Source organism: Variovorax paradoxus (assembly GCF_029919115.1).
Classification (GTDB): Bacteria; Pseudomonadota; Gammaproteobacteria; order Burkholderiales; family Burkholderiaceae_C; genus Variovorax; species Variovorax paradoxus_O.
Window position 1 is genome coordinate 1,317,907 of sequence record NZ_CP123990.1, and the last position, 13,918, is coordinate 1,331,824.

Below are 13,918 nucleotides of genomic sequence, written 5' to 3' on the forward strand. Positions count from 1 at the left end.
AGCAAACTAACTTTGTGGGCGTAAAAAAGCCCGCGCGAGGCGGGCCGGGATGTCGCTGCGATTGACCTGTTATGCGTGGTGCCACCATGCGCCGATGCGCGCCAATAAGTAGACCGCCAAACCCAGTGCGCCTAGCAGCCCGCCGAAAAGTGGCTGATTGGCCATGCCCACGACGATGCCGACGATGAGCATTCCCGCCCCGATGAGCTGAGCGCCCTTGTACCGTTTGCCGGTCTGCTGAGTCGTGACGACGCGGGAGCGAGATGTTAGAGACTCCGCTTTCACGGGTGCGCCGCACTTAACGCAGGCGAGGGCGCGGTCGCTGATGCTGGTGCCGCAGTCGGGACACGCAATGAGGGCCATCTTTTCTCCCAATCGGCTGGCCTAGTCCGGCCGCCATTTGCTAGGTGTCACCACGGCGCCGACGGCATGGATGCTGTCGATCTCGGAAACATCGAAGGTCATGCGCTCCTGGCTGTTGACGCTCAAAACTTCCACCGAGCCGGCACGTCGAATCAGAAGCTCCTTGACCATCTTCCGGCCGTCTCTCAGCTTGAGCAGCACATACTCGCCGGTGCGGGGTTCTCCGTTCGGCTCAATGAGCACGTACCAGCCATCGCGAATCGCGGGAAACATGCTTTGTCCTCGGACTTGCAGCCCATAGGCGTTCGGGTCTTCTGTCGCGATTTCGATATGCCCATCTCCTGCGCCCACAACCGAGCTGATCTCTTCGTAGAAGCCGTCGCTCCCCATCTTTGCCATTCCCACAATTGGCACCAGGCGTTGGGGCCTTGAGCGACCAGCATACTCAGCGCCATCGTCATTGGCGGGGGCGACCTTTTTGATGCCCTTACCTTTGGCGAGCCAGAGGGCACTAAAGCCGCTCTCCCGCTCAAGCATTACTGCCGGCTCGATCTTGATGCTGAGTGTTTCGCCGCCTATCCACTGCGACACCGCGGACGAGGAGACGCCAGCCACTGAGGCGATCTTGCCGACCGTCCAGCCCGTCTCGCGGACGAACTCCTGCATGCGTTCCTGAAGTGTGCTCATGTAAGCAGGATTAAAACTTACCTGTGAATAAGCGTGCTTGTTCGTCGCGTTTAAGCGTGCTAACATTTGCGGCATGAAGAAGACCCGTGCGTTGGAGTTGTTGGGTGGCTCGGTCGGAACAGCCGCCGAGGCAGTCGGCATTTCGTCGGCGGCCGTGTCTCAGTGGCCGGACGATTTGCCCTCGCGGATCGAAGATCGAGTGCTAGCCGCGCTCGCCCGCAAGCATTTGCCTGCCGAGATGATCGGCGACGGTTCCCCAACTCCAGTTTCCGACGCACGGGGGAGGGCGCGCCCGTGTGACGCCATCCACATCTCGCCGGAGGTGCCCCAATGCTGATTCACGCATCTGCCCGTGACTGCGCAGCCAAGGTACTTCCCGGCGACGCTCACATCGTTCTGTCCATCGACATCCGTGATGGTTCTATTGGCATTCAGGCCTTCCTGCGCGGCGAACTCGACGCGTCCTATGCGCGATTGGCCGAGGCACGGCTCCCGCCTGAAATCCTGAAGCTCTTGGCCGAGCTGCGCTCTCAGTTGTCGTCGGAGGGCTCGTGAATCACCGTGTAAATCTCGTTGAACGCGATCTGCACCAGGCGTGGGCCTTCGACGGGTCCTCGTTCCTTCACGCGATAGAAGCTCAGATCGCCGCCCCCGAAGAAAACGCGGTCGTCGTCGCGGATCGACTTGGCCAGCTCGAGAAAGTGCATGCGGAATTCCTCGCCGGACATGGTGTTGGTTTCGCTCATGGAGGCTCTCTTGCGAGTTGAAGTTTTGGAATGCCGATTCTTGCAGGGTGCCGCCTCCACCTTCTTGAAGGGCGCGCATGAGCCACGTGCTCACGACCACCGCGCTTCCGCCGGCCGCACCACATCGACGGCGGGCGTCAGCACTCGTCGGCACAGACCCTCGAGCGTCTTCGTCTGCCGAGGTGTGCGTGCGCCGTGCGCCAGCGCGCTCGCCGAGCAGACGTCGATCCATGCCGAAACGGTTTCGCGGTTGATTTCTGGCTCCACCTCGAGCAGGAGCACAAGCTGCTGCAGGAATTGCTCGATGGCGTCGATTCGCTCGGCTGGCGTGGGAGTGAATGCTGCTTCCATGGTCTGCCTGGCTCTTTCTTTCTCTTGAGGTTTGCATGAACGCAACTTTCTCAATTCCGAACCATCTCGCCTATGGCGCCGATGAGGCCATGCCCTCCAGACAACCTGGGCAAGACATCCTCGACGCGATCTACAACACGGTGCACAACTACCCGGGCGGCGTGGCTGCCTTGGCCGGCCGTATGGAGATGAGCGCAAACACGCTCACGCACAAGGCCAACCCGAACACGGTCACGCACCAGCCGAACCCGCGGGAGCTCATCGCGCTGCAGACCTTCAGCGGCAACTACGCGATCCTGCATGCCATGGCCGAGGCGCTGGGGCACACCTGCACGCCATCGACGCCGGACCAATCGGGCGGCGATCCGGTCGAGGCGCTCATGCTGATGCAAGGCGCCTTCGCCGACTTCGTGCGAGCGACAGCCGATACCGTGCGGGTCGGTGATGGTGCGGTGAGCAGCGCTCAGATTCGCCGGGCCGACCATTGCGCCCAGGAGGCGATTGCGACGATAGGGCACGCCATGGCGATGCTGCGCAGCCGCATGCGGAAGGCGCCGCAGACATGAGCGATTGGGAAATGGCGCTGCTGCCCGACCTCGGCTTGGACGCTTTGCTCGAGCGCGTCGATGAGGTCGGCGAATGCTTGGTTTGGAACTGCTATGCCCTCGATGGCCTGTACCCGCAATGGCGAATCGGCGGGCGGGGAGGGCGGCTGTGGAATGTGCGGCGCCTGCTGTGGTTGGTCGTGCGTGGTCCCATCAAGACGGGCTGTCAGATCGGAGTGAAATGCAACACGGACCTGTGCGTGCATCCCGACCACCTGGCGGCGCGCACGCGCTCGCAAGCCTGTGCCGGCAAGCCCAAGGCGCCGGACCATCGGATTCGGATCGCCGTGGCGAGCCGTGCGCGCGCGAAGTTGACGGCTGATGTGGTGAATGCCATTCGGGCCAGCACGGAAAGCTGCGCGGTGCTCGATGAGCGGCATGGGCTCTCGCGCGGCTATTCGTCGAAGATTCGCAACGGCACCAAGTGGCGGCATACCGGCGGGCACTTCGATGGTCTGGGAGGGCGTCGGGCGTCATGAGCATCCGGGTAATGACGATGGTGTTCGACCGCTATCCAACCGGGGGCAGCGAGCGGCTGCTCGCCCTGGCGATGGCGGATCACGCACGAGACGATGGTTCTCGCATCTGGCCTTCGCTCGATGAGCTGGCGCGCAAGACCATGCAGAGCCGCAGCACGGTGCAGCGGCAGATTTCAAAGATGCTGGCCTCGGGTTGGCTCGAGCGCGTGTCGGATCGCACTGGGCGTGGGCACACCAATGAATACCGCATTGCGCAGGTCTGGATCGAGGGCGGGCTGCTCCCGTCGCAGGTTGCGCCGGCACCTGTTACAGATGCGGAGCTGAGTTATTCACAAGGTGGTCAAGATGACACCCTTTCTCCGGACCAAAAGGGTGTCACCCAGAACGCAAAGGGTGTCACCACGGACGTAAAGGGTGTCACAGCTATGACACCCGAATCTTCAGAACCGTCAAGGAACCATACCCCCCTACCCCCCGATGGGGGGGCGACGGGTTTCGATCAGGTCTTTTCGGAATACCCGAACCATGCCAATCGGGCCAAGGCAGAGCGGCGGTGGCGCAGGCTCGGGCCCGACGCGGCATTGCAGCGGGCCATGCTCGCGGCCATCGCCGTGCAGCGGCACAGCGTGAAGTGGACGAAGGACAAGGGCCAGTTCGTGCCCGAGTTCCACACCTGGCTGCGCAATGCCGGATGGCGCGACGACGTGAGCGAATGCAGCCCGGCATTGCCGTGGGACACCGACCGCAGAACCATCGAGGCAAAGGCTGCCGAACTGGGCATGCGGCCGTGGAATGAGGCGGACCTCAGCGTCAATCGCGAGACGTTTCAGGCGTACACCGAGCGCGTGCGCCGTCTGGTCGAACAGGAGGCGGAATGCGCATTGACCTGAAGCTCACCGGCATCGAATCTGTGCGTGACGTGATGCAGAAGCTGAGCGGCCAACAGGTCAAGCAAGCCTATGCCGCTGCACTGAACGACGGCGGCTTTCACCTGCGCCGCGCGATGCGCAAGGAAATGGCTGCGGCCTTTGACCGGCCCACGGCCTACATCCTCAACAGCGTCTATGTGCGCAGGGCCAAGCCTGATGATCTGAGCGTGGCAGTGGAGCCCACCTACTACGGTGGCAAGGGCGTGGACCCGCAGCGGATTCTTCAGGCGCAAGAGTTTGGCGGCTCGCGGCGGGACAAGCGCAGCGAGGTGGCGCTGCGACGTGCAGGCATCCTGCCTTCGGGCTATCAGACCGCCATCCCTGCGACGCCATTCCCGGGCAGCGAAGATGGCCGCGGCAATCTGCGCGGCTCCTTCCTCGTGCAGCTGCTGACCTACTTCCAGACGATGGGCGAGCAGGGCTACCGCGCCAACATGACGGACCGCCGCAAGGCCAGCGTGCACAGGGGCACGAAGACCCGCACGGGCCGACGCTACTTCGTTGCCTACGGTCATCTGCGCAGTGGTCCCACCTCGCACCTGGCGCCCGGCATCTGGGCGGCCAGCGGCACGCACGATGTCGAGGTGCGGCCTGTGCTGATGTTCGTGCGCTTGGGTATCTATGAGCCGAGGCTCAGCATGGAAGCTGTTGCCGACAGGGCGGACGTGGATGCGTACATCGAGAAGCGCATCCGCTTCCGTATCAGGCAGGCGGCGGGCCAATGACCATCAACGTCCATGCACCACGGGCGTGCGGCACCCCCCCGGGCTCGGGTCCTTCTGCGAAGCGTCGGATACGGGTAATTCGAACCGCGTCCCCGGGCTGTTCACCGACCTTCCAAAGGGGGTTAAGTGAAGGCTGTTGAGGCTATGGGTGTGGGCATCACGCAAGCGGAGTTCGCTGTGCTGGTCGGCGTGAGCGAAGCGAAGGTGAGCCAGCTGGTCGGGGAGGGCGTCATCGAGCGCGGCCAGACCGCGCACGCATGGCTGCTCGCCTACTGCGAGCGGCTGCGCGAGGTGGCCGCAGGCCGTGCCTCAGGCGAAGCCGGAGGCCTCGACCTCGTGCAGGAGCGCGCCAGACTCGCGCGCAGCCAGCGCGAAGCACAGGACATTAAGAACGCCGTGGCCCGAGGCGAGTTCGCGCCCATCGGCCTCCTGGCTGACTTTCTCGGCATGGCATCGAGCGCGGTCGTGGATCGCTTCGAACAGCTCGAGGGGGCGCTTCGCAAGGCGTGCCCGGAGCTGCCCGACGAAGCGAAGGCAACCGTGCAGCAGGTCATTGCCAACGCGCGCAATGAGTGGATTCGCGCAACGGAAAAGCTCGTGGTGGCGGAACTGGATCGCATGGCTTCCGACGACGAAGCGGGCTCAGACGATGCCTTTGCCGAAGAGGTGGAGCAGTAATGGCCGCGCACGTTTCGCGTGAAACATTCCGTGCCGTGGGCAAAGCGGTAGGCCTTGGGCTGAGCAGCCTTCGCGCCGAAGTGTTCCAGACGCTGAGCGAGTGGGCCGCCGACAACTTCAAATTGGCCGGCGAAAGCTCGCACCAGAAGGGCGGATGGCTCGCATGGTCGTTTCAGGTCGGCATCCTCGACTTCATGAGCGATGACCGCATCGAGGAACTCGACGTGAAGAAGTCGAAGCGCGTCGGCTACACGAAGATGGTTACCGCCTTCGTGGCCTACAACATCGCGCATCGCCGGCGCAAGCAGGCGCTCTGGCAGCCGACCGACGACGACCGCGACAGCTACGTCAAAAGCGAAATTGACCCGATCCTCGATGCGCGTGACGGCGTGCCTGCGGTGCAGGCTGCGCGCCGCAAGGGCGGCGGCAGCGACGACACCATCAAGATGAAGAAGTTTCGCGACAGCGTGCTTCATCTCTTGGGCGGCAAGGCGAAGCGGGCCTATCGACGCATCACGGTGGCAATCTCCATCCTTGATGAGTGGTCCGCGTTCGACCAGACCATCGAGAAGTCCGGCGACCCGGGCGGCCTGGCGAAGGGGCGGCTGGAGGGCGCGCCTTATCCGAAATTCGTGGGCGGCTCGACGCCGGGGGTCAAGGGCTTGTGCCACGTCGAGCGCGCCGCGCTCAACGCCGAGGGCTTCGTCCGCTTCTACATCGATTGCAAGCACTGCGGCCTTGAGCATCCATTGAAGTGGGGCGGCAAGGAAATGCTGCACGGCTTCAAGTGGGATCGCGGCAACCCGGCCAGCGTGCGGCATGTCTGCCCGCACTGCCGCAAGTCCATTCGGCAAAGCGACTTCCTGCACGGCGGACTTCCGATGCAGGGCACATGGGTGTGCGAGAAGACGGGCAAGAGGTTCGGCCCGGACCGCATCTGGCGGGATAGCGCTGGCATGCCCACCCGGCCGCCGAAAACCTTGGGCCTGCACATCTGGGCGGCATACAGCCCGCAGCGCACCTGGGAAAGCATCGTCAAGGAATTCGAGGAAGCGCTCGACGCCATGGCGCGAGGCGACGCCGGGCCGATGCAGCTCTTCGTGAATGAAACCCTCGGCGAGACGTGGGAGGTGGTTGGCGAGCGCACCGATGAGCATGCGCTGCAGTCCCGTGCGGAGGCCTACCCGCTGAAGACGGTCCCGGCGGGCGGGCTGGTGCTGACGGCCGGTGTTGACGTGCAGCGGGACCGCTGGGAAATCGATGTGTGGGCATGGGGCCGCGGCTTGGAGTCGTGGCACGTCGAGCATCACGTCATCCAAGGAAATCCGGCGTCGGAAGACGATTGGGAGCCGGTCGCTGCCTATCTGTCGAGCCGCTACGTGCAGGCCTGGCATGGCGGCTCGATGGGCCTGAGTGCCATCTCCATCGACTCGAGCGACCAGACGCAGGCCGTCTACAACTGGGTGCGCAAGATGCAGCACCTGCTCCCGAAGCTGCGCGCAGTGAAGGGGCGCGGCGAAGAGAACGTGCCCGTACTCGGCCCGAGCAGCCCGCAAGAGGTGCGTTGGAACGGCAAGAAGATCCCGAACGGCATCAAGCTGTGGAATGTGGGCGTGGATTCGGCGAAGGACTTGCTGCTCGGGCAACTCGCCATTGAGAAGCCCGGGCCCGGCTATGTGCACTTCAGCCAAGAGCTGCCGAAAGAGTGGTTCGAGCAACTCACGGCCGAGCAACGGATTCTCGTGAAGGTCCACGGCAAAGAGGTCTACCGCTGGGTCAAGCGCAGGCCGCGCAACGAAGTGCTCGACAACCGCAACTATGCGCTGCACGCGGCCTTTGGCCTCGGCTTGCACAACCACACCGACAAGCGCTGGAATGACCTCGAGGCGGCCGTGCAGCCCGCGCGGGACCTCTTCAGCAGTCCGGCCGCCGTTGACCCCGCACCAATCCAGACGGCCGCGACTGTTGCGCGCGCGCCGGCACCAACGCCACCAAGACCCGCGCCGCGGCCAGCACCCACGCCGCGCTCGTTTGCATCCGATGAATGGAGTGACCGCCTTTGACTGAACCTACCCCGCTCACACCTGGGCAATCCGAAGACGCCGCGGTGCAGTTGGAGCACGACTTCACCAGCATCGTGCGCGAAGAAATTGGCATGCACGAAGGCATGGCCGGCGTGTTCGCAGCGGCGCTGGTGCGCGGCCTGCGCCGGCGCCTTGGCGGCCAAGACATCTACATCCCGGCGCCGGATCGGTCCGTGCGCGACGCGTCGATTCGCCGGGACTTCACCGGGTCGAACGTCGATGAATTGATGCGGCGCCATGGGCTGAGCCGAACCCGCATCTACGAAATTGTCGGCCAGCGACCACCGCGCCCGGCACCTGCGAAAAATCCGGAATCGCCCCTAAAAACCGGACTCACAAACGGATAGTTTCACCGCCATGACCATCGCAACAGACATGCTGGCCGCCTACCTGGCCGCCGAAGCCGCAGTGCTCTCGGGCAAGACCGTTCAGTTCAATGGGCGAACCCATGCCTATGAAGACCTGGCGGAAATCCGCAAGGGGCGCTTGGAGTGGGAGCGCCGCGTTGCCAACGAATCCGGCGGCGGTCAAGCCACCTTCGGCGGACTCTCTTACTCCATCGCGCGCTTCGACCGCGAGCAAGGCTGAATATGAATATCGTTGATCGCATCGTTGGGGCGGTAAATCCAATGGCCGGCCTTCGTCGCGCGCAGGCGCGCCGGGCACTAGCGCACTACGAAGGCGCGAAGCCCAGCAAGCAGCGCATGCGGCGCATGGACAACAGCTCGCCCGACACGCTGGTAGGCGCGGGCGCCGCGGCTGTACGTGCCCACGCGCGCTATCTGGAGCGCAATCACGACATCAGTCGTGGGGCTCTCCGCGTGCTGGTCAACAACGTGGTCGGTCCCACGGGCATCGGGGTGGAGCCGCAGCCGCGTCGAGCAGACGGCTCTATCCATACCGAATATGCGGCCCTCCTGCGCGAAGCGCATCGCGACTGGCAACGCAGGCCGGAGGTCACAGGTCGTTATCGCTGGCCGCTCGCACAGCGCCTCACGGCTTACACCTGGCTGCGCGACGGTGAAGCGTTCGCGCAGCAGCTCGTGGGCCCCGTGCCCTTTCTCAACCACGGCACCCGGGTGCCGTATTCGCTCGAGCTGTTCGAACCTGATTTCGTGCCGCTCGACTATGACGATCCGAGCAAGGGCGTGCGTCAAGGCATCCAGTCGAACGCGTGGGGCGAAGCGACCGGATATTGGGTCTACAAGGGCGATCCGCGGGACGGGATGACTTTCATGAACGCAAGCGGGCTGAAATTCATTCCGGCCGAGCGCATGCTCCACACGGCCACCATCGACCGCCTGCACCAGCGCCGGGGCGTTTCAGAATTCGCCAGTGTCATCACCCGCGGCGAAGACCTCAAGGACTACGAAGAAAGCGAGCGCATTGCCGCCAAGGTTGCGGCTTCGTTGACCGCCTACGTGAAGCGAAACGAGACGAATGGCTTCAACCCGGAGAACGCGCCGCAACTGCCGCGCGATGCCGAGGGCAACGTGCTCCCCCGCGATCTGCGAATGCAGCCCGGGATGATTCTCGACTCGCTGACGGTAGGCGAAGAAGTCGGGATGATCGACAGCAACAGGCCAAACCCCAACCTTATCGCCTGGCGCGCAGGACAGCTGCGCGCGTTCTGCGCCGGCATTGGCGCGAGCTACTCGAGCGTGAGCCGCGACTACGACGGAAGCTACAGCGCGCAGCGGCAGGAGCTGGTCGAGCAGTGGGTCCACTATGCAGTCCTGGCCGATGAGTTCGTGGGCATGTTCGTGCAGCCGTCGTGGGAAACGTTCGTGCAGGTTGCCCACCTGAGTGGTGTGGTGCCGATTCCCTCCGACGTGGTGCCGGGCACCGAAGACGATGCCCTCTTCATCGGTCAGAGCATGCCGTGGATCGACCCGATGAAAGAGGCCAACGCGTGGGAGAAGCTCGTGCAGGCCGGCTTCGCGAGCGAGGTCGAAGTCATCCGGCGCCGCGGCGGAAACCCGCACGATGTCATCGAGCAAGTCGATGCCTTCCGCAGGGATGCAGCAAGGCGTGCGCTGGTGTTCTCGAGCAACGCGGCGACGCCCGCCAACGTGGTGGCCGCAGCGGGCGCAAAGCCCGAGCCGGAAGAAGAGGAACAAGGCCGGCGCAAAAAATAATCCGGTTTCTCCCCTAAAAACCGGACGCCGGTTTTTTGACACTGAGGGCCTCAACACAGAGGCCCTCAGTTCATGAGCAAACCGCAAAACACCTGGTACGCAATTCGCCGCCGCACAGCCCTCGCCGCAGCCGCGCTGGGTGTTGCAGCCGCAGCCGAGATTTACATCTACGGCGACATCGGAGAAAGCTGGTGGGAGGAAACGGTCAGCGCCGCCTCCTTCGTTCGTGAGCTGCAGGCCATCGACGCCGATCAGATCACCGTTCGCATCAACAGCATCGGCGGCAGCGTGCCCGATGGCCTGGCCATCTTCAACGCACTTCGCCGCCACAAGGCGACAGTCACGACGGAAGTCGATGGCATGGCGTTCTCAATTGCGAGCCTCATCGCCATGGCCGGCGACAAGGTGCATATGGCCGACAACGCCATGCTGATGATCCACGCGCCGTGGACCTACGCCGCCGGCAACAGCGCCGAGCTGCGCGAACTGGCCGACCAACTGGATACCTGGGCTGCGGCGATGTCCACGAGTTACGCGGTGCGCACTGGCGATCAGCCCGGGATGCTGGCCCTGCTGACCGATGGCAAGGACCACTTCTACACGGCCGCCGAGGCGCTCGCCGCGAAGTTCATCGATGCGGTCACCGACCCGATGCCTGTCGCCGCCAGTGCCGCGCGCGACCTCCCGCTCAACCGTTACCGCTCTCTGCCGGCTGCTTTGCTGGCCGAGGGCACCACCGCGGCGCCTGCCGCTCTTTCCGCTGAAGAGGACTCTATGAAATTCCGTTCCCATGTGCTGCTGGCCGCCCTCGGCGCTGCCGGCGCAGCTGCGGCCGGCGGCGGAAACGCCGCCGTTCCCGCTGCCCACGCCGCACCTGTCGTGGCTCCCGATGCCGCCGCAGTGCTGGCTGCCGATCAGGCGCGCCGCTCCGGCATCCGTGCGAGCTTCGCGCGCTTTGCTGCCCAGCCCGGCGTCGCCGATATCCAGCGTGCCTGCGAAGACGATCACGCCGTGACCGTCGAGGCGGCTGGCGCGCGCCTGCTCGCGCACCTCGCCACCGGCGCAACACCCGTGGCCGGCGCCCATGTGACCACCGTCGAAGACGAATCCGACAAGCAGCGCAACGCCGCCACGCAGGCGCTGCTCGCGCGTGCCGGTCTGGAAAAGCCGGAGGGTGCGAATCCCTTCCGCGGCTACACGCTCGCCGAGCTGGCTCGTTCCAGCCTGGCGCGCGCTGGCTTCAAGACCGATGGCATGGACAAGATGGCCTTTATCGGCGCTGCGTTCACGCACAGCACCAGCGACTTCCCGGGCCTGCTTGCAAACGTGGCGAATAAGTCGCTGCTGCGCGGCTACACCGAGGCTGACGAAACGTTTCCGCTGTGGACCCGCGCCGGCTCGCTCGGTGACTTCAAGCCCGGCAAGCGCGTCGACCTCAACGCGTTCCCAAGCCTGCGCAAGGTGGCCGAAGGCGCCGAGTACAAATACGCCACCCTCGGCGAACGCGGTGAAACCGTGATGCTGGCAACCTTCGGTGAGCTCTTCAGCATCACGCGCCAAGCCGTCATCAATGACGACATGGATGCGTTCACCCGCGTGCCGCGCCTGATGGGCCGTGCCGCCATCCGGACGGTTGGCGATCTGGTCTATGCGGTGCTGACCAGCAACCCGGCGATGAGCGACGGCGTGCCGCTGTTCCATGCCGATCACGCCAATCTGATGGTCGGCAGCCCAATCACCACCGCGAGCGTCGACGCCATGGGCGCGGCAATGGCAGTGCAGAAGCAAGGCAAGTCGGCGCTGAACATCGGCCTGAAGTACCTGCTCGTGCCGCGTGCACTGCGCGGTGTCGCCAACGTGGTGAAGGCTAGCGAGTTCGAAGTTGGCGCCGCCAGCAAGAACAACACCGTTCCGAACTCGGTGCGCGACACCTTCGAAGTCATCTCGGATGCGCGTCTCGATGCCGCTTCGCCGACCGCCTGGTATGGCGCTGCCGACCAGAACGCCACCGACACCATCGAAGTGAGCTACCTCGATGGCAACGATCAACCGTACCTCGAGCAGAAGGCCGGTTGGAACGTCGACGGGACCGAGTTCAAGGTGCGCATCGACGCCGGCGTGTCGCCGCTCGACTTCCGCACCCTCGCGAAGAACGCCGGCGCCTGATGCCCATGGCAGGGCCTCACAGCCCTGCCGGCACAGCACATCTCAACTTCCTCAAGGAATCGTCATGAAGAATTTTGTTCAAGAAGGTCACGTCCTCGACTACACGCCGGGCTCGGCCGTGGCGTCCGGCGCCGTGGTAGTGATCGGCGCTCGCGTCGGGATCGCGGTCGCCGACATCGCTGCCGGCAGCACCGGAGCCCTGCGAGTCAAGGGCGTGGTCGAACTTGCCAAGCTGGCGGCCGACGCTCCGGCGCAAGGCGCGCTCCTGTACTGGGACGATGCCAACGATCGGCTCACCACGACCGCCAGCGGCAATACCCTGGCCGGCTATGCCGCCAAGGCGGCAGGCGCAGGCGCTACCACCGTCTGGCTGCACCTCAACGCCTGAAGCGATGTCGACGCCCTTCGCCGCCCTTGAAGGCCGCGCCAACGGCGCGGTGCTCCACCGGCTCGCCAACGCCCTCGCGGTGGTGGGCGGCGTCGATGTGCCTGTGATCTTCGACAAGCCCTACGCGGCCCCCTTCGGTGGGGAAGCCGACGCAGCGGCGCCCGAGTGCACAGGTCCTGCTTCGGCGCTTGGGACCCTCGAGCGCGATAGCGCACTCTCGATTGACGGCGTGGCGTATGAAGTCGAAACGGCAGAGTCGGACGGCCTTGGCTTCGTGCGCCTGGTGCTGCGGAGCGCCTGACCATGCTCGCACTTGAACCTGCAATCGTTGCCCGCCTGCGGGCGGAGCTGCCCGAAACCTGGACCGTCAAGGGCATGTTCTCCGACAGCGGCAGGCGGGAGGCGGAGCTGTTCGCTTCGGTGCTGTTCGTTGACGGCAACGTGCCGGCCAGCGATGCGCCTGGCGTGCTGGTGCGGCCGTACTGGGCGATCACCCTTATGGCGAAGCGCAGCGACCCGGACGCGCCTGCGCGTCTCGATGACGCATTCGCCCGCGTCGTCGGTGCAATGCAGGGTTGGACGCCCGGGCAGATCGCGGGCCGCCCTTGGGAGCGCCTGCTCCTGGCGAGCGTGAAGCCGCCTATTCCCGACAACGGCCTTGTCGGCATCGAACTCGTTTTCTCCACTTCTGCCCGCTTCGACGGGCAACCCTGAAAGGACACCCCATGCCCATCGTGCATACCAAAACGGAACTCTCGGCCCCGCGTGGCCGGCTGCGTCTCGACATCATGAACGCCCTCGAGGAACTCACGGGTGAAGAGGAAATGGGCAACTGCCCGGCCTTCGTCCTGACCATCGACTCGGAGAAGGCCGAAGAATTCTCGGCCGAGAGCGCGGCCAGCGAACTCATCGGTACGCTGACGGGGAAGGTCAAGCGCACTGCCAAGATCACCTGCAACAACATGAGCATGGCGACCTATCAGCGCTTCCTCGCTGCGACCAGCGAAGTGGTAGTGCAGGCTGCGGTGGCGGTCACGGGCGAACTCCGCGCCGTCGTGCCCGGCAAGATTTACCAGCTCGGCCAGACGGCGGCCAACCCTATTGGCGTCCGCAACGTCACCGCGGTGACGGTCAAAACCGAAGACGGCACCACGCCCTTTGTCGCGGGCGAAGACTTCAACGTCGATCCTGAAACCGGCGCGGTCCAGATCGTTGCCGGCGGCGGGATCGTGGCGGGCAATGTGCAGTTCGGCTACACGCCCGTGGCCGGTTCGTACACGCGCCTGAAGACCGGTGGCAACACCTCGTTCCTTTCGGCCATTCGCGTGGTCGCCGACAACGCGGCGGGCAGCAACAAGGACTGGTACATGCCGCGGTGCAGCCTCACGCCCTCTGGCGACCTGCCCATCGTGTCGAACGAAGTTGAGTTCGTGAAGGTCGAGTTCGACGTTGACGTTCTCAAGTCCGCCAACGCCGAAGCGGTCTACGTCGGAGGCCGCCCGGTCGCCTGACCGAACTCACGCCCCCGCCCATTGGCGCGGGGGCGTGGTGACGCATGCGGCTTCGCACAGAGGCTCCA

20 protein-coding genes are annotated in these 13,918 nt (G+C 64.6%); 16 read left to right on the plus strand and 4 right to left on the minus strand.

Annotated features, from left to right (window positions below):
- Window positions 1–69: 69 nt before the first annotated feature.
- Window positions 70–363, minus strand: coding sequence for a zinc-ribbon domain-containing protein (locus tag QHG62_RS06445; RefSeq protein WP_281150036.1), 294 nt, complete (start codon window positions 361–363; stop codon window positions 70–72).
- Between the two features lie 21 nt (window positions 364–384).
- Entirely contained in the window at window positions 385–1,050 is a 666-nt protein-coding gene (locus QHG62_RS06450) for a S24 family peptidase (RefSeq protein WP_281150038.1), read from the minus strand.
- 73 nt (window positions 1,051–1,123) lie between these two features.
- Between QHG62_RS06450 and QHG62_RS06455 the strand changes: the two genes are divergently transcribed.
- Complete coding sequence (locus QHG62_RS06455; RefSeq protein ID WP_281150039.1) at window positions 1,124–1,387, plus strand: hypothetical protein; 264 nt, start codon at window positions 1,124–1,126, stop codon at window positions 1,385–1,387.
- Entirely contained in the window at window positions 1,381–1,605 is a 225-nt protein-coding gene (locus QHG62_RS06460) for a hypothetical protein (protein ID WP_281150040.1), read from the plus strand. The genes QHG62_RS06455 and QHG62_RS06460 overlap by 7 nt, the downstream gene beginning before the upstream one ends.
- Here the strand turns inward: QHG62_RS06460 and QHG62_RS06465 are convergent.
- Both QHG62_RS06465 and QHG62_RS06470 read right to left on the minus strand, forming a co-directional pair.
- Complete coding sequence (locus QHG62_RS06465) at window positions 1,581–1,796, minus strand: hypothetical protein (RefSeq protein WP_281150042.1); 216 nt, start codon at window positions 1,794–1,796, stop codon at window positions 1,581–1,583. The genes QHG62_RS06460 and QHG62_RS06465 overlap by 25 nt on opposite strands.
- Window positions 1,797–1,886: 90 nt before the next feature.
- On the minus strand, window positions 1,887–2,147 hold the full coding sequence (locus QHG62_RS06470) for a hypothetical protein (RefSeq protein WP_281150043.1): 261 nt from the start codon (window positions 2,145–2,147) through the stop codon (window positions 1,887–1,889).
- Between the two features lie 35 nt (window positions 2,148–2,182).
- Between QHG62_RS06470 and QHG62_RS06475 the strand changes: the two genes are divergently transcribed.
- The 14 genes from QHG62_RS06475 (at window position 2,183) to QHG62_RS06540 (ending at window position 13,850) form a co-directional block, all read left to right on the plus strand.
- Window positions 2,183–2,713 (plus strand): phage regulatory CII family protein, encoded by a 531-nt coding sequence (locus QHG62_RS06475; RefSeq protein WP_281150044.1) that lies wholly within the window; start codon window positions 2,183–2,185, stop codon window positions 2,711–2,713.
- Window positions 2,710–3,231, plus strand: coding sequence for a hypothetical protein (locus QHG62_RS06480; protein WP_281150045.1), 522 nt, complete (start codon window positions 2,710–2,712; stop codon window positions 3,229–3,231). The genes QHG62_RS06475 and QHG62_RS06480 overlap by 4 nt, the downstream gene beginning before the upstream one ends.
- An 11-nt stretch (window positions 3,232–3,242) precedes the next feature.
- The gene (locus QHG62_RS06485) at window positions 3,243–4,121 is read left to right on the plus strand and encodes a helix-turn-helix domain-containing protein (RefSeq protein ID WP_281150046.1); all 879 of its coding nucleotides are present in this window, start codon (window positions 3,243–3,245) and stop codon (window positions 4,119–4,121) included.
- On the plus strand, window positions 4,106–4,885 hold the full coding sequence (locus QHG62_RS06490) for a hypothetical protein (protein ID WP_281150047.1): 780 nt from the start codon (window positions 4,106–4,108) through the stop codon (window positions 4,883–4,885). Before QHG62_RS06485 ends, QHG62_RS06490 begins: the two co-directional genes overlap by 16 nt.
- Before the next feature lie 144 nt (window positions 4,886–5,029).
- Complete coding sequence (locus QHG62_RS06495) at window positions 5,030–5,563, plus strand: hypothetical protein (RefSeq protein WP_432445585.1); 534 nt, start codon at window positions 5,030–5,032, stop codon at window positions 5,561–5,563.
- Window positions 5,563–7,626: a phage terminase large subunit family protein gene (locus tag QHG62_RS06500; protein ID WP_281150049.1), complete on the plus strand. Its 2,064-nt coding sequence runs from the start codon at window positions 5,563–5,565 to the stop codon at window positions 7,624–7,626. Before QHG62_RS06495 ends, QHG62_RS06500 begins: the two co-directional genes overlap by 1 nt.
- On the plus strand, window positions 7,623–7,994 hold the full coding sequence (locus QHG62_RS06505; RefSeq protein ID WP_281150051.1) for a Mor transcription activator family protein: 372 nt from the start codon (window positions 7,623–7,625) through the stop codon (window positions 7,992–7,994). Before QHG62_RS06500 ends, QHG62_RS06505 begins: the two co-directional genes overlap by 4 nt.
- A gap of 10 nt (window positions 7,995–8,004) precedes the next feature.
- Window positions 8,005–8,235: a hypothetical protein gene (locus QHG62_RS06510; protein WP_281150052.1), complete on the plus strand. Its 231-nt coding sequence runs from the start codon at window positions 8,005–8,007 to the stop codon at window positions 8,233–8,235.
- Window positions 8,236–8,276: 41 nt separating this feature from the next.
- Window positions 8,277–9,785, plus strand: a complete 1,509-nt coding sequence (locus tag QHG62_RS06515; protein WP_281150053.1) for a phage portal protein — start codon at window positions 8,277–8,279, stop codon at window positions 9,783–9,785.
- A gap of 72 nt (window positions 9,786–9,857) precedes the next feature.
- Complete coding sequence (locus QHG62_RS06520; RefSeq protein WP_281150054.1) at window positions 9,858–11,951, plus strand: ClpP-like prohead protease/major capsid protein fusion protein; 2,094 nt, start codon at window positions 9,858–9,860, stop codon at window positions 11,949–11,951.
- Window positions 11,952–12,015: 64 nt separating this feature from the next.
- A complete protein-coding gene (locus QHG62_RS06525; protein ID WP_281150055.1) occupies window positions 12,016–12,339 on the plus strand; it encodes a DUF2190 family protein in 324 nt (107 codons plus the stop codon).
- 4 nt (window positions 12,340–12,343) lie between these two features.
- On the plus strand, window positions 12,344–12,640 hold the full coding sequence (locus tag QHG62_RS06530) for a head-tail joining protein (protein WP_281150056.1): 297 nt from the start codon (window positions 12,344–12,346) through the stop codon (window positions 12,638–12,640).
- 2 nt (window positions 12,641–12,642) lie between these two features.
- Complete coding sequence (locus QHG62_RS06535) at window positions 12,643–13,053, plus strand: hypothetical protein (RefSeq protein ID WP_281150057.1); 411 nt, start codon at window positions 12,643–12,645, stop codon at window positions 13,051–13,053.
- 11 nt (window positions 13,054–13,064) lie between these two features.
- On the plus strand, window positions 13,065–13,850 hold the full coding sequence (locus QHG62_RS06540; RefSeq protein ID WP_281150059.1) for a hypothetical protein: 786 nt from the start codon (window positions 13,065–13,067) through the stop codon (window positions 13,848–13,850).
- The last annotated feature ends 68 nt before the right edge of the window (window positions 13,851–13,918 follow it).

Coding starts and splice junctions, on each gene's coding strand:
- QHG62_RS06515 (WP_281150053.1), top strand. CDS start 8,277: ATGGCCGGCCTTCGTCGCGCGCAGGCGCGCCGGGCACTAGCGCACTAC.
- QHG62_RS06475 (WP_281150044.1), top strand. CDS start 2,183: ATGAACGCAACTTTCTCAATTCCGAACCATCTCGCCTATGGCGCCGAT.
- QHG62_RS06450 (WP_281150038.1), bottom strand. CDS start 1,050: ATGAGCACACTTCAGGAACGCATGCAGGAGTTCGTCCGCGAGACGGGC.
- QHG62_RS06520 (WP_281150054.1), top strand. CDS start 9,858: ATGAGCAAACCGCAAAACACCTGGTACGCAATTCGCCGCCGCACAGCC.
- QHG62_RS06455 (WP_281150039.1), top strand. CDS start 1,124: ATGAAGAAGACCCGTGCGTTGGAGTTGTTGGGTGGCTCGGTCGGAACA.
- QHG62_RS06495 (WP_432445585.1), top strand. CDS start 5,030: ATGGGTGTGGGCATCACGCAAGCGGAGTTCGCTGTGCTGGTCGGCGTG.
- QHG62_RS06535 (WP_281150057.1), top strand. CDS start 12,643: ATGCTCGCACTTGAACCTGCAATCGTTGCCCGCCTGCGGGCGGAGCTG.
- QHG62_RS06530 (WP_281150056.1), top strand. CDS start 12,344: ATGTCGACGCCCTTCGCCGCCCTTGAAGGCCGCGCCAACGGCGCGGTG.
- QHG62_RS06485 (WP_281150046.1), top strand. CDS start 3,243: ATGACGATGGTGTTCGACCGCTATCCAACCGGGGGCAGCGAGCGGCTG.
- QHG62_RS06500 (WP_281150049.1), top strand. CDS start 5,563: ATGGCCGCGCACGTTTCGCGTGAAACATTCCGTGCCGTGGGCAAAGCG.
- QHG62_RS06465 (WP_281150042.1), bottom strand. CDS start 1,796: ATGAGCGAAACCAACACCATGTCCGGCGAGGAATTCCGCATGCACTTT.
- QHG62_RS06460 (WP_281150040.1), top strand. CDS start 1,381: ATGCTGATTCACGCATCTGCCCGTGACTGCGCAGCCAAGGTACTTCCC.
- QHG62_RS06540 (WP_281150059.1), top strand. CDS start 13,065: ATGCCCATCGTGCATACCAAAACGGAACTCTCGGCCCCGCGTGGCCGG.
- QHG62_RS06490 (WP_281150047.1), top strand. CDS start 4,106: ATGCGCATTGACCTGAAGCTCACCGGCATCGAATCTGTGCGTGACGTG.
- QHG62_RS06510 (WP_281150052.1), top strand. CDS start 8,005: ATGACCATCGCAACAGACATGCTGGCCGCCTACCTGGCCGCCGAAGCC.
- QHG62_RS06480 (WP_281150045.1), top strand. CDS start 2,710: ATGAGCGATTGGGAAATGGCGCTGCTGCCCGACCTCGGCTTGGACGCT.
- QHG62_RS06445 (WP_281150036.1), bottom strand. CDS start 363: ATGGCCCTCATTGCGTGTCCCGACTGCGGCACCAGCATCAGCGACCGC.
- QHG62_RS06470 (WP_281150043.1), bottom strand. CDS start 2,147: ATGGAAGCAGCATTCACTCCCACGCCAGCCGAGCGAATCGACGCCATC.
- QHG62_RS06525 (WP_281150055.1), top strand. CDS start 12,016: ATGAAGAATTTTGTTCAAGAAGGTCACGTCCTCGACTACACGCCGGGC.